Raw genomic sequence first — 22,860 nt, forward strand, 5'->3', positions numbered from 1 at the left:
TCAGTTACTCTTAAATAATAGAGCGACTACATTAGTAGCTTAAAAACATGATTAAACCGCTATTCTTGGGAGTAGCGGTTTTTCTTTTTATGTGTCAGGGGGCAAAAAAGGGGCACAACTATTTGTAAATTTTGTCTAGCACGTCTACGACTCTTGACTTGATATTTTTTGTAACGTGGGTATAAATCTCCATTGTTGTTTTTCCATTGTCTTTGTGGCCAACACGTTGAGTAATTGCTTTTAAAGGGATATTGTTTTCAGCAAGTGTGCTGATTAGTGTATGGCGCAGGATATGCGGGTGCAGTGGTTTGTTGATTGGATTTTTAAGAGTTGCGTTTGCATTTTTCATAAGCTTGCCGATACTTGATTTATGAATAGGAATGCCGTTTGCTGATACAAAGATAAATCCCATGTCTTTGTAGTTCGGATTGGTGCTTTTTCTGATTTTGTGCAGTTCGATAAATTCTTCAATAATCTCTATTTCTTTTTTGGTTAAGTCAACTACCCTTATAGATGACAAAGTTTTTGGGGTGGTCTTAATACCCTCAGAACCTTTCCTGGTTGGATCTAAAGTGCCATTGATGGTGATAGTGCGATTTTCTTTATCATAATTTTCAAACTTCAGAGCCCCAGCTTCCCCGACACGGCAGCCGTTCAGCGCCATGAATTCAGCCATACGAGCAACGTGATAGCCCCGATTGTAGTTTTTCATGGCTTTAAGAAGTCTTTTTAATTCACTTTGCTCAAGGAACTTATCCTCAATCTGTTCCATATTTTCGTATGTAACAACCTTTTTAGGAAGTCTTACACGCTGAACAGGATTGCTATCTACTAGTTCCAGATCAAGCGCATACTTAAAAACCATGCTTAGTACTGACTTTTGCTTTTTGAGTTTGATATGATTTTCTTCCGAGTCCGTAAAGTACTGCTGGGTGTATTTGGCAGTGATATTTTTTATTTTCACGTCAGGCGCAAAAGTCTCTTTTACTTCATCTACGGCATAGCCCATGGTCTTGATAGTAGATGGCTTGATAGATTTCTTATGAAGTTCCCACCAGTCGTTGAGTACGTCTGTAAAAAGCATATCAGTAGTAGTAAGATTTTGTAGCTTTTCTGCTATCTTCTCATCCAGCTGCTTCTGAGCTTCTTTCTTTGCCCTGCTTGATCCAGAGTCAAGGGTGACAGACACTCTTTTCCATTTCTCAGTATACGGGTCTCTATATCGTTCAAAAAATTTGTATTTTCCGTTAGAAAGTTCTTCCATCCACATTGATTTTCACCTCATTTCTTGATAAAATAGGTATAGTAAAGAGGGCTTTTTAATGCCTTTTACTATCCAGGATATCCTCACGCTCAGACTCGCCAAAGTTTGAGAGCGTGGGGATTTTTTAGTTTTTAAAAAGGGAAGCAACAGTTAAGTTACTTCCCCTGGCACGCTAAGGTGCAAAGTCTAAAATTATGAGGGCTTGCCTCTAAGTAACTTAATTATAGTTCAATTTATAAATACTGTCAACGATCTACTCAAAGCCTTTGAAACTCTCTAGAATCTTATCTTTTGAGTCTGTAGCATTAAGCACTAAAACAACATAATTTCCGTAGATATAAGCAGGGTGTCCGATTAACTCTTTTTCTTTTTTAGCTTCTTTAAACATTGGGTTTTTCTCGTAGTATTCGTAAACTTCTACGGCAGTATCATCCTCTAAGATGAACCCTTTCCCTGATTCGGCTTGAATAAGACTAGCTTCTTTTGAGATTTCTTCTTTGATAGTGAAGCCATTGCTTTCTAGTGCTTTTTTAAAATCGTCTAAGCTAGTAGCCTTTTTAGAAGCAGGTTTGTCATTTGCTTTAGTTTGCTCGGTTTTTGGTTGCTCCGAGCTATCTTTGGTAGCTGATTGGTTGTTAGAACATGCTACCAAGACTGTAGCACTGAGCAAGATAGCTGATGTTGTTAGTAGTTTTTTCATGGGTGTTCTCCTTTATCTTATGCAAATTTTTCAATTACTTCTAGAATCTCGTTAGCATAATTTGCGACTTCGAGGGGAGTGGATACTGGGAAGATACCTTTATCACGAATTTCGATTGTGCTTTTCTTTGAATTTGAACGATAACGTAATACCCATTTTTTGATATTATCGTCAACCAAAACATTGAAATAACTTCGGTTATCTCTGTAAAATACACGTTCTGGTGATACTACATCCTTAGCAAGCATTTTAACAACAGTATAGACTTCTAACTCAGCAGGAGTTGTGATAATTTCATCAGCTGCTTCAACAATCTCTTCAGGTTCAGCTTCAACTTTTTGAATATCGGTTGTTACTTTTGTTTCAACGCTTGTATTAAGTGCAGCACTTAATTTTTCATTAACTCTTTCTGTGATGAATTGATTAAATCCTTTCACGATGATAGGAGAAAATGTCGTTAAGATATTTTGAGTCACACGACCTTCATAGATTTCTGATGTTAGATATCTGAGGAAACTATCTGAAGGTGTAGTGATGTTTTCAGTCAGAAACGCTTTAAGATTGTTGAGATATTTCAATTCAGAAGCTGATGAAACAATATTATCAATATCAAAATTCTCTTTGTGGAATTTTATAATCTCTGTGAATTGATTTTCTTTAATATCAGTCACATCAATTGTTAAGAATGGAGTTGTGTCCATTTTATTTGGTTCATCTAAATCAGTGAAGAATTTATATTCTCTACCATTTGTCAAGATACCGAATTTCGATTTAGTTGTTACGAAATATCTGAATAGTTGAGAGTCATGTTTAGTAAGGTTTTCTGTGATTGATTTACATTCAATTAGAATTTGTGGTTCACCATCCAAAATGATTGCATAGTCGACTTTTTCGCCTTTTTTAATGCCCACATCGGCAGTAAACTCTGGGACAAACTCAAGAGGGTTAAAGATGTCGTATCCAAGCGCTTGGAAGAATGGCATAATGAAGGCATTCTTTGTTTGTTCTTCATTTGTAATGCTTTGGCTGAGTTCTGCTACACGTTTGCCGACTTGTTTTAAATCGGCTTTTACTTTATCAATTTCCATATTGATACTCCTTTTTTTAATTTACTAATGCTAAATACTCTTCTTTAACCATGATTTCATTTGTCATGGTTTTTAGATTGTAGTAAGACATGAATTTGAGGTAATCAAACTCTGTGGGGTCGTCTAAGTTTTCTAGTGCGTCTTTTACGAGATGATGGATCATATTCCTATCAGCTTCGTTTTCACAGCGTAGACGGGCGTTCTGGTACTCTGAGCGTGTGTGGTCTTTGTGTCCAAGTTCGTGTAGGGCGACTTGGATTTGTTGTTCAGGAGTCAAGTTGTTGTCAATAGCGAGTACGTTTGTGTCTGGATTGTAGAAACCGCTACTGTGCCAGTTTGAACCGTCGAAGAGACAAAGTTCTACTTGATATTCTTCGCAGAGTTTAGCGAGTGTCATAGTTCTCCTTCGTTATTTATAAACATCTCTGCGGTGGGCGATTTCCACGGCTAGGACGACTAGTTTATCGTCTTGGATATCACAGATGATGCGGTAATTCTCTACTCTGTATCGCCAGTAACCTGCAAGGTTGGCTTTTAATGCTTTTCCATGTTGTCGTGGATTAGTCGTGTTTTCAATGTTTTTAGCAAGCCAGGATAGGATTTGTTTTCTGGTTGGGGTATCTAGTTTTTTAAGTTGCTTGAGAGCTTTTTTATCAATATCTAGCCGATACATTAAGCAATATCCTCTCGAGTTAGTCCTAGTTCATCCAAGACCTCATCCATGGTATAAGTAACTGGGTCGGCTAAATACTCCATATAGGCTTGGTCGGCTGCTCGTGCGTCTTCGATATCTTCCATGAGTGCCATGAAGTCGTCAAAATCCATGGTCGTTGTATCGATACCGTGTTTGTTTAGGTAGTCCGTGATGTAGGAATTTTTTTCTGTGAAGTTGATAGTGATAGTCATTAGCGTTCTCCTTTGCTTTTGAAGTGGGCGGATAGGACGGATGTGATGAAGTCGATATCATCTTCATTTAGTGGTTTCCCGTCAAATAACATGGTGTTGGCTGCTGCTTTGCGTAAGTCTATGATTTGTCCGTTTACTTGAGCAAATTCATCACTCCCAGCGATAGCAGGGTTATCCGTTCGTCCGAGCAGGTAGTCTGTGGATACGTTGAAGTAGTCGGCGATCTGTTGTAGCCGTTCGGCAGAAGGTTGATTTCTCTTCAACCCATACAAAGAATTTTTGCCTAGTTTTAGCTTATCTTCTAAAGTATTTAGCGAAATCCCTTGTTTTTCACATAAATCTTTTACGATTTCAAAAGTAGAAAACATTGATTTATCAGCCTTTCTAAGACATGACAAAAAATATTTTATAAAATACGCAAAAAATAGTTGACATTATTTTGCGTTTACGCTAAAATAGTTTTTGTAAGTTAATGAGTTAGTAAAAAACGAAGTTAAAACTTATCTAAAAATAAATAGCTTTAGTGAGCGAGTAAGTTGATAGATATAAGGTTTTATCAAGGTTTTTAATTATGCTTTCATTTTAGCAGATACGCTAAAAGCTGTCAAGCGTTTTATAAAATAATTTACTAACTCTTTAACTTAATTAATTAAAAAGGAGGAGGTCGCATGAGTCAACAACATCGTAAATGGATTGAGCTTGTAAAAGAGCGAATTGAAAAACGTGGATGGTCACAGACGGACTTGGCCATTGTTGTAGGTGTTAGTCCATCAGCTATCACTCAGTTGTTTAAAGATGGAAAAGGGAGCGATGACTTGAAACTTCGCATCAACAAGAAGTTGCGAATCAACGAGTCATGGGAGAAATTTGAGGAGTAAAGGAGAAAGAATGATTGAAAATAAGCGAAGTCAAAAACAATGCTTTTTATCAATTCCCTCAGTGGTTGCTAGATAAAAAATACAAAGGTCTTAGCTTGAGGGGCAAAGTCATGTATATGCTAGTCTTTGACAGGCGTACATTGTCGGTTCAGAATAAGTGGCACGACAGAAACGGAGATGTCTTTGTTTACTTCACTATTGAAGAATTCATGGATAAGCTCTCCTGCAGCCGTCAATCAGTAATAAATGCAAAGAAAGAACTGAGTGATTATGGCTTAATCAGAGAGGATCAGCAAGGAGTAAATAAGCCCAATCGTATATATATCAACGGAAGTCTAGAAAATAGACTTCAAGAAGTCCAAAAATTAGACTCAGGAAGTCTAGAAAATAGACTTCAAGAAGTCCAAAAATTAGACGGAATCAAGACTGATAATATCAAGACTAATATATCAAGACTGAGTGAACCAGATGGTGCTGGTGCTAATAATCTATTTAGTATTGAGGACGCCCCAGCAGAAAATGACCTTGGTATTGTCTATGATTGGATTTATTCAGAGTTTGGACGACAACCGACACCGTTCGAGATTGAGGATTTAAATTACTTCTTACAAGACCATAGTAAAGAGGTTATCAAATTAGCTATCAAGGAGTGTGTGGGCAATGGTAAGCCTTATTTCAAGTATCTCAGTAGCATTTTGAGAGATTGGAAGCAGAAGGGGCTAGTAACTGCTGAGTTAGTAGAGAATAGGCAGAAACCGAAGAGGTCAAGTACTTATCAAGGGAATGCCTTGAAATTATCAGACGATGGTTACAACCCACGACTTGGATTCTAGGAGGGTGCTATGCGAGCAGTATCAAGAGATGAATTGCAGGGTAGGTTTTTACAGATTGAAACCTTGAATACCCAATGCCCTAAGCATGAGGGGGTCTATATGTGGCGCTCAGTCAACCCTTGCACGCAGAACGTGCTAACTTATTGCCCTGAATGTTGGCAGGAGAAAATCCATAGTCAAGCAGGGGAACAACTTGCTCAAGCTGAGGCTCAAATTAGGAATACAAGATCCTACTCTTTATTTACTAAGGAGAGTATCATTCCGCCTGATTTGAAAGATGCTACTATCGGTAACTTTGAGATTCACACAGACCAAGATGCTGAGGCAGTCAATTTTGCCAAGCGTGTGACGGTTGACTATGTGAAGGAGCGATATGAGGGGAATACGATTATCAGCGGACCGCCTGGAGTTGGTAAGAGCCATCTAGCGGTTGGAATTGCCAAGACACTCAACGAGAGTTTCCAGAAGTTCCAGTTGAAGCGCTCGGTGGTCTATATTCCCTCCATGGAGCTTTTCTCACGGATGAAAGACGCTTTTAGATACAAGGATTCCAAGTGGGAAGAAAGACGGACTATCCAGTTCTTGCAGAAAGTGGACTACTTGATTTTGGATGACCTTGGCAAAGAGTCAAGTGTAGGCGATGAAATCAAGCAGGGGAATAACTGGATGCAAAAAGTCCTGTATCAGATACTTGAAAACAGGACGAATACGATTATTACAACAAACTACGGGGGCAATCATTTGGAGCAACTTTATGAGAAAAGCCTTGTAGATAGAATAACGAAAGGAAACATGAAGACCAATGCGTTCAAATTTAGCAACGACACAGAGTCTAGACGCACCCTGTCCGCAAGTGACTACTGAAGAACGTCAGAAAATTATTGAACAGTTTGAAGCTAATCACTACGGACTATCAACTCTGCTTAAAGGGAGGTTGCTGATTACGACAGACGAACGGTTCACAAATAAGATGAACGAGCTGACGTACTATGCAACAAATGGAAGCGTCTATAGAATCTAAAAATAAAAGCACCTGACGGCAATCAGGCGCATATCAAAAATATTCAACATGATTATAACACGAAAGAGAGGAAATTGCATGCCGAAAACAGAAATTACTTATAAGCCAGTTGATGTGGACGAAAAAGCTACGCATGGTGATTATAGCCATCTTTGTCAGAGATGGGAAGGGTTGACTACAGGAACAGCCAAAGTTTGGGCTAGTGAAATGCGAGAACATCCAGATTTTAAGCAGTTCATCGATAACCCAACTCATAAGATTGTATTTATTGATTACGAAGGATTTCGCTTATTTGTTAAATGGAAAAGCAGAAATCGATATCGTACGAAGAAAGAAACTTTATCAGAAATGCTTGAGAATATCAAGAAAGAAAAACAATTTGGAGTATAGGAGAGAGAAGAAATGTTTGAACCACCATTAATCAACCAGCTTTTGGGAACTGGTGCAGTGATTTTGGGATTTATCAGCGCAGGGATTCTAGTTCATCAGCTGGAGAAGCAGGAAGAGGAAGAAAGACGATTGCAAGAAGAATATGACACGCAAGTGGTTAGAGCTTGTAATGAAATTCTTGAAATGGGACGTGAGATTGAAAGAGAACAAATCCGCAAGAATATCCGTCGGGAGTTCAAAGGCTTTACGTTTGATAATGAACCGCCTGTAGGCTTGAAGCCAGAACCCTTGGCATTACCAGAGCCACGGAGAGTACGATATGCAAAGTATTTGGGATAGAGCAAAGGAGACGCTAATGTTTGATTACGACAGGGATATGATGCAACCGCCTGAACCACGAGAAGAACTTGACCCAAGCGAGTATGTGGATATCGGATGCGGTAGACGTCGATATGTGGGTGATGAAGTATGATTGAAGAACTACTTGCAGAAATCGACAACTGGCGAGCTGATTATATGCATCTTGGCCAAGAGATGGGGCAAATCATCAACGAACAACAGGACGTTATTTTGAGATTGCAAAACGAGAACAAGCGCTTGAAGCGTGAAAATTGGAATCTGAAGAAGACGAAAGGTAGAAAGAAATGAAAAAGCGATTATATTACAAAAAATGGAAACAAGAACTCAGAGAAGAAATGAAAGCAGAAATTGATGGCGAGTCCCTAACCGAGAAAATGGTTAGAAAAATGAGTATTAATGACATGTTACATTATTTTCAAAAATTAGCATTGGAAGACGCTGGATACTGTGGAACAATGTTTAATTACTAAAACTAAAAGGAGAAGAAAATGACTAACGAACTAACACAAAAACAAATTACATCACCAGTTGCAGCACGCATTGGAGAAATGCAAAACGAGGGGCTAATGATTGCACAGAATTATAGCGTAAGTAACGCCCTAAGTTCAGCATACTATGCTCTAAAAAATTCCAGCAGCGGGAATTTGCTCCAAATGTGCACTCAAGATAGTATCTACAATGCGCTTCTTGACATGGTGACTCAAGGACTTAGCCCGGCAAAGACTCAGTGTTATTTTATCCCTTACGGAAATACTGTTAAGTTGACTAGGTCATATTTTGGCACTATGAAAGTTGTTAAGCAATTACCAGAAGTAAAAGATATTTATGCAGAAGTTATCTATGAGGGCGACAAATTCCAAATTAAGAACGAAAATGGTCGGAAAGTTTTTGTTAGCCATGAAACGGATTGGGTTAATGCAGACAATCCAATCGCAGGAGCTTATTGCATTATCGAAAAAGAGGATGGGGAGAAAATCCTGACTGTTATGACCAAAAAAGAAATTGACAAGTCTTGGGCGCAAGCTAAAACTAAGAATGTTCAGAATAACTTCCCTCAAGAAATGGCTAAGCGTACAGTTATCAATCGTGCTGCGAAACAGTTCTTTAATACTAGTGATGATAATGATTTATTTATTGATGCTGTGAACCGTACTACAGAAAATGAGTATGACAATGAGCGTCCAGTGAAAGAGGCCGAACCAGTGAGGGATGAAGTTGAAACGTTAGACGATATCTTAAAAACTCCTAGCACGCCCGTAGAGCCCGACAACGTTGTAGATGGAGAATTTACCGAAGAAACCAAAACACCCCCTAAAACGGCTGAAAAAACGGCAATTCCTGACGAGTTAGCTTCTACCGAATACTCAACAGATGAAATTCCAGATTTTGACGAAGAAACGGGCGAAGTTTTGGAAGAGATTAGTTTCTTTGAGGGAAACACGACCAATATTAAGGAGTAGGCTATGGAAGAACTAACACAAGAGAACTACTACCAGGATACAAGCTACTTGACCAACTCACGCTTTAAACGGTATCAGCAATGCCAGGCCAAGGCCTTTGCTTTGGACAGTGGGCAATGGATTGAGGAGAGAGACGAAACCCCTCTTCTCCTCGGAAATTATGTTCACAGTTACTTTGAAAGCCCAGAAGCACATCAGCAGTTCATGGATGAAAATGGTGACAAGTTACTAGCTAAGACTGGAAAGAACAAAGGAAATCTAAAATCTGATTTTGTAATCGGCGATAAGATGATTGCAAGCCTAAAGGACGATGATGGATTTAATCATTTGTATCACGGTTATCCATCAGATGAAGTTCAAAAAGAGTTGATTGTTTATGGAGAAATTGAAGGAGTACCAGTCAAAGGAAAGCTGGATAGCGTGAATCTAAGTCGTGGTTATTTCGTGGATTTGAAAACCATGAAGTCCATCTACGCTGAAGAATGGAGCGCAGAACTTAAAAAGAAAGTTCCTGCAGCAGTTAACAATATTCTTAACTTTGGATATCATGGACAACTTGGTCTATATCGTGAATTGCTGAAACAAATGACTGGGAATGATTTTAGACCTTACATTGTAGCGGTCAGTAAGGAAAACGTGCCAGACCGTGATATTTTGAAAATCGATGATGAATGGCTTGAAGAAGGTTTAGATAAAATCAAGTCTGAAATTGTCGAAGTTTGGGATGTTATTCAAGGTCTGAAAGAACCTAAAAAATGTAGTCATTGCGATTACTGCAGAAGCCAGAAAAAGCTGAATGCAGTAGTTAGCTTGAATGACTTGATTGAAAGTGATTATTAAATTAAAAAGTGAGGAAAGAATGAAAATCTATATTGAACAAGATGACATAAAATTGAGCTTTGAGCGAGCACAGGAACTTGATTATCAAACCTTATTCAAGGCCTATCAGATGGTCACAGGGTCTGATGAAATCCTTGAGGATTTGAGTCGGAAAGAGGCCGGGGACGCAAAGACCGTTTTAAAAAATGATGCTGAAAAATTAGCTGAAGTCGGTCCTGTCAATATCAAAGAAGCCACAGACAGATTGTCAGCAAAATTTAGCGGAAGTCCAGCGGTTTCGCAGAAACCAAGCGAGAAGGTAGATGTTGATTTACAATGTCCATTTTGCGGATGTGCGAAGCGGTGGAAAGTCCCGTCTTCCTTTAAATTCATGAATTGCCCTGACTGCCAAGGCTCAATTTTCTTGTCTTGGGCGACAGGAGTTAAAGGGGAATTGGATGAAAATGGATTTTATTTCAGAGGGGACAGCCCGATGAAATTTAAAGAGCAGACAGATGAATTCGAGGATATGTTTGCTATTGAAGAATCAAAATAACCAAAACCAACTGTTTCCAAAATGGAAACAACTCAAAAAATCAACAAGCCGTGCATTCTTGTAAAACTGCGAACTAGAAAGCGTCAAAAAACGGTCATGTGACCTTGGACGAGCGACTGCCCGTATTTAGCCAATTCTCACAAAGGCAGTCGCATTTTTTGGAGAAAATTAATGAATTATAAAATTGATATAGCAGGAACGAGTATTGTACTTAACATATCTAGAAACGACATAACGGTTACAAATAGGATTAAATATGATATTCAGATGCAATTTAGGAATTTGGATTCCGATACATCTTTGGACACTGAAGGCGATGTATTTGAACCACTATACTGGTTAGATGTGAAGGTAACACCAAAAGAGCCGACAGAATACCATTCCAGTTTAGGAGTCAAGGCAGAAAAACGAAACTTGGCCGAACTCCAGAAATTCTTTGAGTTTATTGAGAATAATAAACGAAACCTATTTGATCTCTGTGGATTCAAGGGAGAACTGCAATGAAATCTCTGACATTATCGTTAGACATTTCAACTACTGCGACAGGCTGGGCCGTATTTCACGGCTCTGACCTTGTCCAGAGTGGTGTGTTAAAGCATAAAAGCAAGTCGTTTTTTGAACGTGGTCGGTTCATGGCTAGTGAATTGCGAGCGATTCAATCAAGAACTTTACAGAAATACAATGAGCCGTTTGAGTCAATTGTGGTCGAGAAGAACTCGGTCATGGGGCCGAACCAACAGTCCATGATCAGTATTGGAATTGTGACAGGTATCATTCTTGGCCGGTTGATTGCTGACAATGTATTTTTCGTGAATGTTTCGACCTGGCGCAAGTATTGGAAGTTTAGTTATAAGGACCGAAGCAAGAAGTCAATGAAGCTGCAGGCCGTTGCTAAGGTTGCGGATAAATTCGACCTTAGTGTTAAAGACGACGAAGCTGACGCTATCCTGATTGGTTCATATTTTGTAAACCACGGCCAAGAATTTGGAAATCTGGAAAGTCACAAGGTGAGTTGAGGAGTTAGAAGATGAATGAAAAACAAATAACAGATTTAATCGAAAGAATGCGTGAGCTTGGACATATTTACTCGTATCAAGGCGCAAAAAATCTTATCCGAGAATACGAGAAGTTAAACAAACCAGAAAAAGTCAAAGTTCCTCAGCTTGTGGAGGATTGGATTGAGTATTGTAAAGTCAGGAAAATTACTTTAGCTCACGCATTATATCGTTCTGAAGAAGCAAAAAACAAAAGCGTTTTTCGTTGGCTCTTTGAAGACTCAGATAACCAAGAAACATTCGCACTAGCTTGGCTTTTCGGCTACGAGATCGAGGAAGAGAAGCGGTATCGGATTTCTATGCCAAAAGCTAGAAATTACATGAACCACGCTCAATTTTTGTGCGAAAAAGATGGCAAAATATTTTGGTGCGGTGAGTGGCATCCTTTTAGAACTAAATTCACCCGCAAAGAAATAGAAGAAGCTGGCTTCGGCTGGGTGTTCGATTGCCCAGGCGTGGAATTGACGGAGGTGGAGTGATGAGGATTGAATTTTATTTTACAGATAATAACATGGTTGAAGTGGTTAATTGTAGTGAGAAAGATGTTAGACGACTAATTAGCCAGTTTAACAACGGACATTTGATGCAAGCTGGGGCGGCTCATATCAATCCTAAAAAAGTGCTTTATTTCTTTGTTTATGAAGAGGAGGCAACAGATTGAAACGATTTATCGCAATCTGGATTCTGCTATCTGCTGGATTGAACATCTGGCAGAGTATCCACATTAAAACACTAGAAGAAAAGCGCCCGATGATTGTCTATAAGGCAGACAACGCAGGCGCTGAGATATTCGGGCGTGTCCTTGAGAAAGGGCGACATGGGAAGTTGTACACAGTGACTATCAGAGATTATGGGATTTTCGTAGTCACTAGAGAACAATTTGAGAAAATCAAAGTAGGGGATGAGGTGTTACTATGACAGAAACTATTAAACTACCAGACTATTATGAGCCTGATTGGAAAAATGCAAGGTACGGGTCGTTGGAAGAGCTTAAAGAATTGTTGCTCTTTAAGCGTATTGTGAAATGGGATAAAGACTTTTTGCTGCTTGAAGACGGCACAAAGGTCACTATTGAAATGTCTGAAAGTGATTGCTGTGCCTCAGCAGGTGGGGAGTTCCAAGATGTATCACTTGACGCTGTGATTACTAATGTTGAAATTGGAGAACCGGAAGAAATCCCCGACCATTGGGGAACTGGTTATAAAAACAAAGTAACTATCTTCCATAATCAGAACCCTGTAGCTATTGCCAATTGTGAAGCAGAGCATAACGGCTATTATTACAGCGTAGGCTCTTTAGTGATTGGTGATATTCATTTTCCAGTTGTTAATGCTTAGGAGGATTTAACATGACACCAAGATATAGAGCGTGGATAAAAATAGAAAAACGCATGGTTTTTCCAGATGACATTCTTGATATTGACTACGAAAACAAAGAAATAGTGACACAACAAGTTTATTTTGAGAATGGTTTACCAGACGATAGAGATATCTATTGTTATGATTTTGACGAAATCGTACTAATGCAATCAACAGGACTATTTGATAAAAACGGCAAGGAAATCTTTGAAGGTGACATAGTCAAAATGGCTAAGGATGTCTACTCTGAACCGACTTATTACGAGGTTGTAAGACATCGTGGTGGAGCCTATCGTCTTGAATCTAAACAACACGGATGTGAATTGTGGCTACGACATACTGATTGTGAGGTCGTGGGGAATGTATATGAGAACCCAGAGCTTTTGGAGGTAATAGATGAAAAACGAAAATAAATACTCCTTACCACAAGTGTTAGGCGGTTGTCTAGGTATGGTACTAACCTTATTTATCAGCCTATGGCTCGCAGGAGTAGTCATTCAGTACGGTTGGAATAACATCATTGCAGCAACATTTGAAATCCAAAGAATAACATTTTGGCAGGCTGTCGGAATTGATTTGCTCATTACTGCGATTACTGGAAATCCGAAAGGTGATACAGAAAAATCTTGGTTGGAGGTCCTAGGAAAAGTTATTTACTGGTATCTCGTTTTTTGGGCTTTTATGTGGATTGTGGTGAGCCTTTTGTAAAATAAAAAAAGCCAAGACATTCTCTGTCTCAGCTAATAGTTCTCGCAAAGACTATTATATCACAAAGGAGACAGAGAGTGAACAAAGCTAAAGAACTCTTGAAAGAGTTGCAGGATCTGGACATGGACATCCAAAGCCGTATAGATGAAATCAATGAGCTTGAGGCAGGTTTGCTCTCAAGTCCGAAGTGGTCAGGTGTCAAAGTCCAAGGTGGACAGGCTAGAAAAGTTGATGATGTCTATACTCAGCTGGTAGTGATGAAAGAGGCTATAGAGCAGGATACTAAAGAGGTTATTAACAGAAAAATTGAATTAGGTAGAATGATTAACAGGCTTAAAAATCCAAAGAGCAGGTCTATTCTCAGGATGGCTTACATTACTAAGATGTATGTTGATGATATTTGTGACAAAATGGAAATCAGCAGAACAACTTTCTATACTTGGCGGAATATGGCTATCTCTGAACTGAATGAGGTTTTGGAGAGAATGGAACTAAATTGAACTTTACAAAACCGTACAGGAAAAAATGATACTTGTTAGCACAGTTTTGTAATTCTGATAGAATGGTAGTGTCAATAATTAGAGATAGAGGTCTCAGAATTTGGTAGATGGTTACCTGAAATCAGGGTGTCGTAAAGGCATTGGGGTTCGAGTCCCTTCCTCTATTTCGTTCATTGATGTCTCCTTTATAATTTTTATAATATTTTTGAGGTTTCGGCCTCGTTTTGGCGGTGACAGGCGTAAAGTGATTTTCTCTCCAATGTATTTTCAAACTTTTTCGGTTCGATTCCGGGCATCGCCGTAACGACTACAAAAAATAAATCAGAAAATTTATTTCTAATTAACACGCAAGGTAGTAGTCGTCTTGCAGTTGGTGGAGCGATATGACTATAAAGGGTCTGAAACGTAGGCAGGTTCGAATCCTGTCGTTCCAATTTTTACAGAATTGGCTGTAAAAAACAAAGTCAAAGACTATATAACCCGAGAAACGCATATCTTTTGGATGTGTGTTTTTTGGTTTCTTGAGGAGGGAAACAGTGAAGATTGTTGATAAGCCGATTGAATGGCTAAGACCTTACGAAAATAACCCTAGGAACAATGAACAAGCAGTTGAAGCAGTAGCTAATTCTATAAATGAATTTGGTTTTAAGGTTCCGATTGTCGCAACGATAGATGGAGAAATCGTAAACGGACACACAAGGTTTAAGGCAGCTAAGTTTTTAAGGTTAAAAACTGTACCAGTTCTTATTGCAGATGATTTGACAGAGGAACAGATTAAGGCATTTAGACTTGCTGATAATAAGACAGGGGAGCTTGCTGATTGGGACGTTGAACTACTTTATAGCGAATTAGATGAACTTACTGGTTTTGATATGACGATGTTTGGGTTCAAAGATATTGACTTTTCTTTAGATGATTTTGAAGAAGATGAAAAAGAGACGGGAGAAGAAGCCGATATCGATTCCGAAGAGAAGCCGAAAGTAGAATATGGAGATATTTTTCAGCTAGGACGACACCGTTTGATGTGTGGTGATAGCACATCTGCTGAAGATATGGCACGGTTAATTGATGGTGCGGTGATAGATTTATATGTTACAGACCCGCCCTACAACGTGGCCTATCAAGGAGGAACTGATGAAGCCATGACAATTATGAACGATAGCATGGATGATGTTAGTTTTAGACAGTTTCTAAGAGATGCGTTTGCGGTTGCAAACAACCACTTGAAACCAGGAGGGGCGTTCTATATCTGGCATGTAGATTCGGAAGGTTTAAATTTTAGAGCTGCAGTAAAAGAGACAGGTTGGTTACTGAAACAGTCTATTATCTGGGTCAAGAATGCTATTGTGTTAGGTCGTCAGGACTATCAATGGAAGCATGAACCCTGCCTATACGGTTGGAAAGACGGAGCGAGTCACTATTTTGTGGACAATCGCTCACTAGCTACTGTCATTGAAGAAGATGAAGAAAATCTAAAAGAAATGACAAAAAGCGAATTGATTTCTTACATCAAGACCATGCAGGATACATCTCCGACGACTGTCTTTTACGAGGATAAACCTGTTAGAAACGACATTCATCCGACGATGAAGCCTTTGAAGTTGATTGCTAGATGTGTTTTGAATTCCAGTAAAAAGGTGACAAGATACTAGATAGCTTTAATGGTGGAGGTTCTACATTAATGGTCTGTGAACGCTCTGAAAGAATTGGTTATGCAATGGAATTAGATCCTGTGTATGTAGAGCGGACCATTAAACGTTGGGAAGAAGAGACAGGACTTACCGCTGAAAAAGTAAGTTAAATTTATTTTTTTTGATAAGGAAGTGAGGCGATGGCTAATGAGCAAAATTTGATACCTGCTAACAAACGAAGCAAGAGCGAAGCTAGAAAAAACGGCTCAAAAGGTGGGATTGCTTCAGGAAAGGCTAGAAGAAAAAAAGCAAACTTAAAAAAGGCTTTTGAGACAATCTTGCAAGCAGATGTAGCAAGTCCAAATGTTAAGAAACAACTAGAAGATTTAGGTTTTGATACGACCAATGAAATGGCTTTAGCAATGGTTATGATGCAGAAAGCTATGAAAGGTAACGTTAGAGCATTTGAACAAATCAGCAAGCTGACTACGACAGATGCTAAGGATAGCCTTGATAAGAAAGAACAAAAAGAACGCATCAAAGCACTTGAACTTGAAAATGAAAAACGCAAAATCACGCTTGAAGGTGGAGCGAAATCTGAAGATGTAATGTCTGATTACTTTGATAAACTGGAGGACGCTTTGGGAAATGGCTCTTGAACAACTATACACAACTAAACAAGTCGATATTTTGAAGAGATCTGTTTCATCTGATTGGTACATGATGATCAATCACGGAGCTGTTCGTGCTGGTAAAACAAAACTAGATAATGACTTATTTTTGATGGAATTAAAACGAGTCAAGAAAAACGCTGAGAAGGTCGGAGTTAAAAATCCGATGTATATTTTAGGTGCGGTTTCTTCGGGCACTCTTCAAACAAATATATTGAGAGAAATTTCAGATGCTTATAATCATGATTTTAGATTTGATAGGCACGGGAATTTCTCTCTTTTTGGTGTTTATGTTGTTACAACATTTACAGGTTCAATCGCAGGTTTGAAAGCTATCCGTGGTATGACGTCATTTGGAGCGTATATCAACGAAGCTACACTCGCTAACAAAGAAGTATTTGATGAAATATTAAAGCGTTGTTCTGGTTTCGGAGCAAGAATTATATGTGACACCAACCCTGATCACCCGAAACATTGGTTGAAAGTGAATTACATCGATAAAGCAGACGGCAGTAAGATAATTTCAAATCATTTCACTATTTTTGATAATACTTTTTTAAATCAGAGATACATAAATAATTTAATTGCTACAACTCCAAGCGGTATGTTTACAGAGCGTGGTATATATGGACGTTGGGTAATTGGTGAGGGTGCAGTGTATCGTGATTTTGAAGAAAGTATGTATATTAAAGAAATACCTGATGAAATTACGAAGATATACGCAGGCGTGGACTGGGGATATGAGCACTTTGGATCTATTGTTGTTATTGGAGAAACATCTGACGGTTCGGTTTATCTGTTAGAGGAACATGCGCATCAGTACAAAGAGATAGACTTTTGGGTAGACCTCGCTAAGAATATCAAGGAACGGTACGGGAATATTACGTTCTGGGCAGATAGCGCACGACCTGAACACGTTGCAAGATTTCAAAGAGAGCAATTAAAGACGTTTAACGCTAATAAAGCAGTCTTGTCTGGTATTGAAGAAGTAGCTAAGCTGATGAAAGCTGGGCGCTTTTTTGTTGTATCAAACAAGGTCAGCAAGTTCAAAGATGAAGTCTATCAATACATCTGGAATGAGAAGACAGGCGAGCCAGTGAAAGAGAATGACGACGTGCTGGATTCGGTGCGTTATGCGATTTACTCGCAACATGCACAACCTAAAGCAACTGTCCGCAGACGTTCTGATTATGGTCTATAGAGAGGAAAGACATGTACCAATATTTAACCTATCCACGAGATGGATATGATGAGGGTTCTTTGAAGAAAGACCTTATTTACAAATTGATAACGAAGCATAGCACTGAAGGCTCACGTTTGAAGAAACTTAAAAGCTACTACTTGGGTGAGCATGCTATCTTAGGTCACAAGAGACGCAACGAGAACGCACCCAATTATAAGACGGTAGCCAATCATGCTAAGGATATTGCAGACACGGCTACGGGTTATTTTATGGGCAATCCTATCAAGTACAATAACACCGCTAAAGGTGATATCGATGAACTACTTACAGCTTTTGATGGCGCTGAGATTGACCAAGTAGATGCGCAGAATGCTTTGAATATGGCTATCTATGGTCGTGCTTATGAATATATCTATGCTAAAGAGGGATTGACTGAGTTGGACTCAACTAGTATTGATCCAGAAAACACCTTCATGGTCTACGATGATAGCATCGAGCGGAAGCCTTTGTTTGCGGTCTATTACTACCAGGTCAAGGATGATACGAAAGATACTACTAAGTATCAGGCAGAAGTCTTTACTGAAAATCTGCACTATCACATGGTGCTGAGAAGTACAGATTCAGGAACAACTCAGAATGAAGAGGTAACCCCTCATAACCTTGGTCAAATTCCAATTATTGAATATCGCAATAATCACTTTGCGATTGGCGACTACGAGCAACAAATCAGCTTGATTGATGCTTATAATTCTTTGATGGGTAACCGTGTCAATGACAAGGAACAGGCAGTAGAGTCTATCCTAGTCTTGTATGGTACACAGTTAGCAGACACTCCAGAAGACGCTAAGGTAGCGATGAAGATTCTTTCTGAAGAAGGTCTTTTGGAATTGCCGGGCGATAGTGCAAGAGCTGAGTTCTTGAAGAACACGCTGGATGAAAGTGCTACTGAAATCTTGCGCACAGCTCTGAAAGAGGATATCTACACATTTAGCCATGTGCCAAACTTGACTGATGAGAATTTCGCAGGGAACACGTCAGGCGTAGCCATGGAATTCAAGTTGATGGGCCTTGAGATGATTACCAAGACCAAGGAAGCGAATTACAAGCGTGGATTGCGCCAACGGATTGCGATTTTTGCTCATTACTTGGGCATGAAGCAGATTGCTTTAGAGTCTCATTCAATCGTTCCGCAGTTCAGTCGTGGTTTGCCTAAGAACTTACTGGAAATCTCTCAGATTGTGAACAACTTGGAAGGTAAAGTGACCAATAGACAGCTTATTTCACTCTTGCCGTTTGTGGAAGACCCTGACGCTGAACTGGAAGCCTTGGAAGAAGAGAAAAAGAAGAACATGGAAGACATGCCAATGTTCAACCAAGACAACACGAAACCCGAAGATGAGGTAGAGGATGAAGAATCAGGAGTATTGGGCGAAGAGGAAAGCCAATCTGATTTACCAACAGATGGACAAGGCCGAAAAGCAGGCAGACCAGTTCGATAAGGTCTATCGAGAAGCCAAGACTTACTTGGATAAGGAAATCAATAAGATTTTTGATAAATTCCAACGTGATTATGGTCTAAGTCAGGTAGATGCTAGACAAGTCTTGAAGAACATGAAAGACAAGAAGGACTTGAACGAACTTCGTAAGGTGCTTGAAGCGAGACCAAATGACCCGAATATCCAAAGGTTACTGGCTGACTTAGACAGTTCAGCTTATTCATTCCGTATGAAGCGCCTAAAACGTTTGAGCGACGATTTAGACCGTATGCGTGAATCTATCTACCATTCGGAGAAGACGGGCTCAGACGCCTTTTATAGCGATCTGATGAAGGATAGCTACTATAGGGCTACCTTTGACCTGCAACAGCAGACAGGGCTGGCATACGGCTTTTCTGGGCTTCCTGAGAGCGAGATAAAACATCTACAGTCTTTTAGTTGGGTAGGAGACGGAAGTACGTACTCAACAAACATCTGGAAGAATACAGGGAAGCTTACTTCCAGCATAAAAGATGAACTTCTCATGAGTCTCATGACTGGCAGAGGAACACGAGAAACTGCACAAGCAATTGCTGAGAGATTTAATGTAGGTCAGAATGATGCAAGGCGTTTGGTTCGTACTGAATCCGCCTTTTTCCATAATCAAATGGAACTACTCAGTTATGAAGAAGCAGACATAGAGAAGTATATCTTTGTGGCCGTCTTAGACAAGCGTACATCACGCATTTGTCAAGAACATGATAATCGGGTCTATGATAGGGATAAAGCGACCCCTGGTGTCAATTATCCGCCTATGCATCCGTGGTGTAGGTCTACTACTGTCGCATACGATGAGGACGCAGACTACAGCAAACTGAAGCGCAGAGCAAGGAATCCAGTGACAGGTAAAGTTGAGTACGTGCCTGCCGATATGACTTATAAAGAGTGGTATAGCAAGTATGTGGATGAAAAAGGTAAGTCTGTAAAACGTAAAGCGTTTGATAAAACTATTAAAAATGGTACAATAGATTTAGAAGTAGATAACTGGACAAAATGTCTTGTAAGGTTATCTGATAAGAAAATTGTTGATACAGAAATATCACAATATATCCCTCAAAAACATGAACTGAAAGACTGGAATTTTGATTTTTATTCAGATTATAAATTGGGAGATACAGTAAAAGCGTTAAAGGTTTCAGGTGGTAACGAAATTGAAGCTTTGATTTCGTATCACAGAGACCCATCTGTTTCGGCCGTTTATATTTCTCACATTGAGAGAAAGCCCGGTAAAAAACTGTATGAGGGCATTACTGCACATATGTTTGCTGAGGCGGTTGCTGAGAGTTTTGATGCAGGGTATGACGGTGTTGTTTTCTTTGATACAAAAAACGAAAAGCTTAATAAACATTATGCTAGGACTCTAGGAGCTGTAAATATCAGTAAATTCAGGATGGCAATTTTTGAAAAGGAGGCTAAGAAGTTACATGACTACTACAATTTCAAACGTAATAAAAAATAAGTCGTTATTGGAACTTGATGGCCTGGTTGGTTTGCCAAACGGGGATAGACCCGAGCCTTTAAAATATAATCTTGGAAAAATTAACAAGTATTTAAACGAAACAGGCAAAGAGTTCAAGGAATTAACTGAACTTGAGTTGAAACAATTTAAAATTTAAGCACCTAGAGAAATCTAAGTGCTTTTCTTTTACTTAAAAAGGAGTAAAGATATGTTTATCTGGGATTGGGTATCAATCGCTTTCGGGTGGTTGGTATTTTTGTTTTTAATGCTATTCATCATAGCGTTTGTAAAACAAGTAATCAAAGAAATCAAAAAATAATCTAACCGCATCGAAATCGAGGCGGTTTTCTTATGCTTGAAAGGAATAAAGATATGGAACCTTGGAAAGAACGATTTAAAAAAGAATACTACGAATTGAGAGAACGATTTCAGAAGTTAGACATGATGATTGGGAAATACGAAAAAGGACAACTAGAGTTTGAACCTAAATGTCCGATTGATTTGTTAAAATATCAGCGTTCAGCAATGTGGAATTATTTAAAAATTCTAGAAGAACGTGCAAAAATCGAAGAAATTAAACTATAAAACCTAACCGTATGGAATCCCGTACGGTTTTTATATTGTCCAAGCATTGAAGACATTAAAAGCTATGGAAATTACAGTCGGGGACGACTTTAAAAATAGGAGGTTCGCAATGAACGAAGAAACACAAACAGTCGAAACGGTTGAAGAACAAAAGGTACCTGCAGAACCTGCACCACAACCGCAAGACGAGAAGAAGTACACAGACGCAGACGTCGATGCTATCATCGATAAGAAGTTTGCCAAGTGGAAATCAGAGCAAGAAGCTAAGGAGAACGAAGCTAAGAAGCTTGCTAAGATGAACGCTGATGAGAAACAGAAGTATCAGTTGGATCAGCGTGAGCAAGAACTAGCTAACCGTGAAAAGGCTATTGCCCGCAAGGAATTGACCGCAGAAGCTAGAGCTATGCTAAGTGAACGTGACTTACCTGTTGAGTTAGTGAATGTAGTTGATTTGACAAGCGCAGAGACTGTATCGCAGTCTGTCGCTGTATTGCAGAAATCATGGGAGCAAGCTGTGCAAAAAGGCGTACAAGAAAAGCTAAAAGGTGGAGCCCCAATGAAACAAGCACCCGTCGATAGTGACGGTATCACAAAAGAAGAATTTGCACGTATGGGTTATCAGAGTCGAAATGAACTCTATCAAAAGAACCCAGAACTCTATAAGAAATTGAAAGGTTAAAATAAATGACAGCAGGACAAACTAAATTAGCCACTATGGTTAACCCAGAAGTAATGGCGGACATGGTTTCCGCTAAACTATCTAAATTGATTAAATTCACTCCACTTGCTTATGTGGAAACAGCACTCCAAGGACAACCAGGGAACACTCTAACAGTTCCAGCATGGGAGTACGCAGGAGATGCGACTGAGGTTGGAGAAGGTCAAGCTATTTCTCCAGATCAATTGACTACTAAAAAGACCACTATGACCATCAAAAAGGCTGCTAAAGGTTATGAAATTACCGATGAAGCTCTTTTGTCAGGTCTTGGCGACCCACTAGGCCAAGCTACTTACCAGCTTGGTTTGGCTATTGCTAACAAGATTGATGATGATTTGGTCGCAGTAGCTAAGACTGCAACACAGCACGTTGCAGAGGCTCCAACAACAGGAGCAGCTCTTGATAAAGCACTTGCTATTTTTGACGATGAAGAAGACGCAAAATATGTAGCTCTTATCAATCCATCAGATGCCATTGATTTGCGTGCTAACACTGTGAAAGAATGGATTTCAGGTACAGAAGTAGGAGCGAATACAGTTGTTTCTGGTACATTTGGAGAAACACGAGGTGTTCAAATTGTCCGTACTAAGAAAGTTGAAAAAGGAAAAGGCTTTATCGTCAAAGTCTCTCCTAGCCAAACTCAGACAGACGATGCCAATAAATACGGTGCGTTTGTTATCATGCTAAAACGAGATGTGGCTATCGAAACAGACCGAGACATCCTTAAAAAGACAACGGTTATCACTGGTGACGAACACTATGGTGTTTACCTATACGACCCTACACGAGTTGTAAAATTCGGTGAGTAAGAGGTGACGATATGAGCTTATTGCTACGACGTCATTACATTCAAGAGGAGCAAGCTAGCCAGTATTCTGATTTAGAAAATAAGACTCTAGAAGAGTTGAAGAATCTAGCCAAAGAAGCTGGCATAGCTGGTGCTTATAAGTTATCAAAAGCTGAAATTGTAGAGGTGTTGGAGGATTTAAAAAGTGAAATTTAAAATCAAACAAGATTTCTATGATTGGAAATCAAATGTGAAACGACTGGCAGGGGAGGAACTTGAGATTACTGAGGAACGCTATGCTGAGTTGGCAGATAATTTTGCCAGTAACGGTGTCGCTATCTCAGATGTTCTTGAGGAAATCCTCCCTGAACCTGAGTTCTTAGAAGAGGATTGAT

37 protein-coding genes are annotated in these 22,860 nt (G+C 39.4%); 30 read left to right on the forward strand and 7 right to left on the reverse strand.

Annotated features, from left to right (window positions below; genetic code table 11):
* Nucleotides 1–118: 118 nt before the first annotated feature.
* The 7 genes from WKI23_RS07345 to WKI23_RS07375 form a co-directional block, all read right to left on the reverse strand.
* Nucleotides 119–1,270 carry a site-specific integrase gene (locus tag WKI23_RS07345; protein ID WP_368079455.1) on the reverse strand — a complete coding sequence of 384 codons (1,152 nt, stop codon included), beginning with the start codon at nucleotides 1,268–1,270 and terminating at the stop codon, nucleotides 119–121.
* A gap of 247 nt (nucleotides 1,271–1,517) precedes the next feature.
* Nucleotides 1,518–1,964 (reverse strand): hypothetical protein, encoded by a 447-nt coding sequence (locus tag WKI23_RS07350; RefSeq protein WP_368079456.1) that lies wholly within the window; start codon nucleotides 1,962–1,964, stop codon nucleotides 1,518–1,520.
* A 17-nt stretch (nucleotides 1,965–1,981) separates the two neighbouring features.
* Nucleotides 1,982–3,052 (reverse strand): type I restriction endonuclease, encoded by a 1,071-nt coding sequence (locus WKI23_RS07355; protein ID WP_368079457.1) that lies wholly within the window; start codon nucleotides 3,050–3,052, stop codon nucleotides 1,982–1,984.
* Nucleotides 3,053–3,068: 16 nt separating this feature from the next.
* Nucleotides 3,069–3,449, reverse strand: a complete 381-nt coding sequence (locus tag WKI23_RS07360; RefSeq protein WP_368079458.1) for an ImmA/IrrE family metallo-endopeptidase — start codon at nucleotides 3,447–3,449, stop codon at nucleotides 3,069–3,071.
* Between the two features lie 12 nt (nucleotides 3,450–3,461).
* The gene (locus WKI23_RS07365; protein ID WP_000285962.1) at nucleotides 3,462–3,725 is read right to left on the reverse strand and encodes a type II toxin-antitoxin system RelE family toxin; all 264 of its coding nucleotides are present in this window, start codon (nucleotides 3,723–3,725) and stop codon (nucleotides 3,462–3,464) included.
* Nucleotides 3,725–3,958 carry a hypothetical protein gene (locus WKI23_RS07370; RefSeq protein WP_049512785.1) on the reverse strand — a complete coding sequence of 78 codons (234 nt, stop codon included), beginning with the start codon at nucleotides 3,956–3,958 and terminating at the stop codon, nucleotides 3,725–3,727. The genes WKI23_RS07365 and WKI23_RS07370 overlap by 1 nt, the downstream gene beginning before the upstream one ends.
* Complete coding sequence (locus WKI23_RS07375; RefSeq protein WP_000493079.1) at nucleotides 3,958–4,326, reverse strand: helix-turn-helix domain-containing protein; 369 nt, start codon at nucleotides 4,324–4,326, stop codon at nucleotides 3,958–3,960. The genes WKI23_RS07370 and WKI23_RS07375 overlap by 1 nt, the downstream gene beginning before the upstream one ends.
* Before the next feature lie 300 nt (nucleotides 4,327–4,626).
* Here WKI23_RS07375 and WKI23_RS07380 point away from each other — a divergent pair, with 300 nt between their 5' ends.
* The 30 genes from WKI23_RS07380 to WKI23_RS07525 all read left to right on the forward strand — a co-directional run bounded on the left by WKI23_RS07380 (nucleotide 4,627) and on the right by WKI23_RS07525 (nucleotide 22,859).
* Nucleotides 4,627–4,836, forward strand: a complete 210-nt coding sequence (locus WKI23_RS07380; protein ID WP_000082682.1) for a helix-turn-helix domain-containing protein — start codon at nucleotides 4,627–4,629, stop codon at nucleotides 4,834–4,836.
* Nucleotides 4,837–4,850: 14 nt separating this feature from the next.
* On the forward strand, nucleotides 4,851–5,669 hold the full coding sequence (locus WKI23_RS07385; protein WP_368079459.1) for a replication initiator protein A: 819 nt from the start codon (nucleotides 4,851–4,853) through the stop codon (nucleotides 5,667–5,669).
* Nucleotides 5,670–5,678: 9 nt separating this feature from the next.
* Nucleotides 5,679–6,533, forward strand: coding sequence for an ATP-binding protein (locus WKI23_RS07390; RefSeq protein ID WP_368079460.1), 855 nt, complete (start codon nucleotides 5,679–5,681; stop codon nucleotides 6,531–6,533).
* Between the two features lie 235 nt (nucleotides 6,534–6,768).
* Entirely contained in the window at nucleotides 6,769–7,080 is a 312-nt protein-coding gene (locus WKI23_RS07395; RefSeq protein WP_368079461.1) for an excisionase, read from the forward strand.
* 12 nt (nucleotides 7,081–7,092) lie between these two features.
* The gene (locus tag WKI23_RS07400) at nucleotides 7,093–7,419 is read left to right on the forward strand and encodes a hypothetical protein (protein ID WP_368079462.1); all 327 of its coding nucleotides are present in this window, start codon (nucleotides 7,093–7,095) and stop codon (nucleotides 7,417–7,419) included.
* 129 nt (nucleotides 7,420–7,548) lie between these two features.
* Nucleotides 7,549–7,728, forward strand: coding sequence for a hypothetical protein (locus tag WKI23_RS07405; RefSeq protein WP_368079463.1), 180 nt, complete (start codon nucleotides 7,549–7,551; stop codon nucleotides 7,726–7,728).
* The gene (locus WKI23_RS07410) at nucleotides 7,725–7,910 is read left to right on the forward strand and encodes a hypothetical protein (protein WP_023948007.1); all 186 of its coding nucleotides are present in this window, start codon (nucleotides 7,725–7,727) and stop codon (nucleotides 7,908–7,910) included. Before WKI23_RS07405 ends, WKI23_RS07410 begins: the two co-directional genes overlap by 4 nt.
* An 18-nt stretch (nucleotides 7,911–7,928) precedes the next feature.
* The gene (locus WKI23_RS07415; RefSeq protein ID WP_368079464.1) at nucleotides 7,929–8,900 is read left to right on the forward strand and encodes a RecT family recombinase; all 972 of its coding nucleotides are present in this window, start codon (nucleotides 7,929–7,931) and stop codon (nucleotides 8,898–8,900) included.
* Between the two features lie 3 nt (nucleotides 8,901–8,903).
* A complete protein-coding gene (locus WKI23_RS07420; RefSeq protein WP_368079465.1) occupies nucleotides 8,904–9,740 on the forward strand; it encodes a PD-(D/E)XK nuclease-like domain-containing protein in 837 nt (278 codons plus the stop codon).
* 19 nt (nucleotides 9,741–9,759) lie between these two features.
* A complete protein-coding gene (locus WKI23_RS07425) occupies nucleotides 9,760–10,275 on the forward strand; it encodes a hypothetical protein (protein WP_368079466.1) in 516 nt (171 codons plus the stop codon).
* 171 nt (nucleotides 10,276–10,446) lie between these two features.
* Complete coding sequence (locus tag WKI23_RS07430) at nucleotides 10,447–10,779, forward strand: hypothetical protein (RefSeq protein ID WP_368079467.1); 333 nt, start codon at nucleotides 10,447–10,449, stop codon at nucleotides 10,777–10,779.
* Entirely contained in the window at nucleotides 10,776–11,291 is a 516-nt protein-coding gene (locus tag WKI23_RS07435) for a hypothetical protein (protein ID WP_368079468.1), read from the forward strand. Before WKI23_RS07430 ends, WKI23_RS07435 begins: the two co-directional genes overlap by 4 nt.
* Before the next feature lie 11 nt (nucleotides 11,292–11,302).
* Nucleotides 11,303–11,809, forward strand: coding sequence for a DUF1642 domain-containing protein (locus tag WKI23_RS07440; RefSeq protein WP_368079469.1), 507 nt, complete (start codon nucleotides 11,303–11,305; stop codon nucleotides 11,807–11,809).
* Nucleotides 11,809–11,991, forward strand: coding sequence for a hypothetical protein (locus WKI23_RS07445; protein ID WP_368079470.1), 183 nt, complete (start codon nucleotides 11,809–11,811; stop codon nucleotides 11,989–11,991). Before WKI23_RS07440 ends, WKI23_RS07445 begins: the two co-directional genes overlap by 1 nt.
* Nucleotides 11,988–12,248 carry a DUF1372 family protein gene (locus WKI23_RS07450; protein WP_368079471.1) on the forward strand — a complete coding sequence of 87 codons (261 nt, stop codon included), beginning with the start codon at nucleotides 11,988–11,990 and terminating at the stop codon, nucleotides 12,246–12,248. The genes WKI23_RS07445 and WKI23_RS07450 overlap by 4 nt, the downstream gene beginning before the upstream one ends.
* Nucleotides 12,245–12,667, forward strand: a complete 423-nt coding sequence (locus WKI23_RS07455) for a DUF7448 domain-containing protein (RefSeq protein WP_050199228.1) — start codon at nucleotides 12,245–12,247, stop codon at nucleotides 12,665–12,667. Before WKI23_RS07450 ends, WKI23_RS07455 begins: the two co-directional genes overlap by 4 nt.
* Before the next feature lie 11 nt (nucleotides 12,668–12,678).
* Nucleotides 12,679–13,101, forward strand: a complete 423-nt coding sequence (locus WKI23_RS07460) for a YopX family protein (RefSeq protein ID WP_368079472.1) — start codon at nucleotides 12,679–12,681, stop codon at nucleotides 13,099–13,101.
* Entirely contained in the window at nucleotides 13,085–13,396 is a 312-nt protein-coding gene (locus WKI23_RS07465) for a hypothetical protein (RefSeq protein ID WP_368079473.1), read from the forward strand. The genes WKI23_RS07460 and WKI23_RS07465 overlap by 17 nt, the downstream gene beginning before the upstream one ends.
* Before the next feature lie 77 nt (nucleotides 13,397–13,473).
* On the forward strand, nucleotides 13,474–13,896 hold the full coding sequence (locus tag WKI23_RS07470; protein WP_368079474.1) for a DUF1492 domain-containing protein: 423 nt from the start codon (nucleotides 13,474–13,476) through the stop codon (nucleotides 13,894–13,896).
* A gap of 536 nt (nucleotides 13,897–14,432) precedes the next feature.
* Nucleotides 14,433–15,548, forward strand: a complete 1,116-nt coding sequence (locus WKI23_RS07475) for a DNA modification methylase (protein ID WP_368079475.1) — start codon at nucleotides 14,433–14,435, stop codon at nucleotides 15,546–15,548.
* A gap of 179 nt (nucleotides 15,549–15,727) precedes the next feature.
* Nucleotides 15,728–16,186 carry a hypothetical protein gene (locus WKI23_RS07480; protein WP_050206935.1) on the forward strand — a complete coding sequence of 153 codons (459 nt, stop codon included), beginning with the start codon at nucleotides 15,728–15,730 and terminating at the stop codon, nucleotides 16,184–16,186.
* Complete coding sequence (locus WKI23_RS07485; protein WP_368079476.1) at nucleotides 16,176–17,399, forward strand: PBSX family phage terminase large subunit; 1,224 nt, start codon at nucleotides 16,176–16,178, stop codon at nucleotides 17,397–17,399. Before WKI23_RS07480 ends, WKI23_RS07485 begins: the two co-directional genes overlap by 11 nt.
* Nucleotides 17,400–17,410: 11 nt before the next feature.
* Nucleotides 17,411–18,880: a phage portal protein gene (locus WKI23_RS07490; protein WP_368079477.1), complete on the forward strand. Its 1,470-nt coding sequence runs from the start codon at nucleotides 17,411–17,413 to the stop codon at nucleotides 18,878–18,880.
* On the forward strand, nucleotides 18,789–20,375 hold the full coding sequence (locus tag WKI23_RS07495; RefSeq protein ID WP_368079478.1) for a minor capsid protein: 1,587 nt from the start codon (nucleotides 18,789–18,791) through the stop codon (nucleotides 20,373–20,375). The genes WKI23_RS07490 and WKI23_RS07495 overlap by 92 nt, the downstream gene beginning before the upstream one ends.
* Nucleotides 20,341–20,532 carry a hypothetical protein gene (locus WKI23_RS07500; protein ID WP_368079479.1) on the forward strand — a complete coding sequence of 64 codons (192 nt, stop codon included), beginning with the start codon at nucleotides 20,341–20,343 and terminating at the stop codon, nucleotides 20,530–20,532. The genes WKI23_RS07495 and WKI23_RS07500 overlap by 35 nt, the downstream gene beginning before the upstream one ends.
* A 215-nt stretch (nucleotides 20,533–20,747) precedes the next feature.
* The gene (locus WKI23_RS07505; protein WP_368079480.1) at nucleotides 20,748–20,960 is read left to right on the forward strand and encodes a crAss001_48 related protein; all 213 of its coding nucleotides are present in this window, start codon (nucleotides 20,748–20,750) and stop codon (nucleotides 20,958–20,960) included.
* A 109-nt stretch (nucleotides 20,961–21,069) separates the two neighbouring features.
* Nucleotides 21,070–21,639, forward strand: a complete 570-nt coding sequence (locus WKI23_RS07510) for a DUF4355 domain-containing protein (protein WP_368079481.1) — start codon at nucleotides 21,070–21,072, stop codon at nucleotides 21,637–21,639.
* A gap of 5 nt (nucleotides 21,640–21,644) precedes the next feature.
* Nucleotides 21,645–22,487: a N4-gp56 family major capsid protein gene (locus tag WKI23_RS07515; RefSeq protein ID WP_368079482.1), complete on the forward strand. Its 843-nt coding sequence runs from the start codon at nucleotides 21,645–21,647 to the stop codon at nucleotides 22,485–22,487.
* Nucleotides 22,488–22,498: 11 nt separating this feature from the next.
* Complete coding sequence (locus WKI23_RS07520) at nucleotides 22,499–22,681, forward strand: Rho termination factor N-terminal domain-containing protein (protein WP_061649775.1); 183 nt, start codon at nucleotides 22,499–22,501, stop codon at nucleotides 22,679–22,681.
* Complete coding sequence (locus tag WKI23_RS07525; RefSeq protein WP_138699580.1) at nucleotides 22,671–22,859, forward strand: hypothetical protein; 189 nt, start codon at nucleotides 22,671–22,673, stop codon at nucleotides 22,857–22,859. The genes WKI23_RS07520 and WKI23_RS07525 overlap by 11 nt, the downstream gene beginning before the upstream one ends.
* Nucleotide 22,860: the final 1 nt, after the last annotated feature.

The organism is Streptococcus pseudopneumoniae (assembly GCF_038148955.1).
GTDB lineage: Bacteria > Bacillota > Bacilli > Lactobacillales > Streptococcaceae > Streptococcus > Streptococcus pseudopneumoniae_T.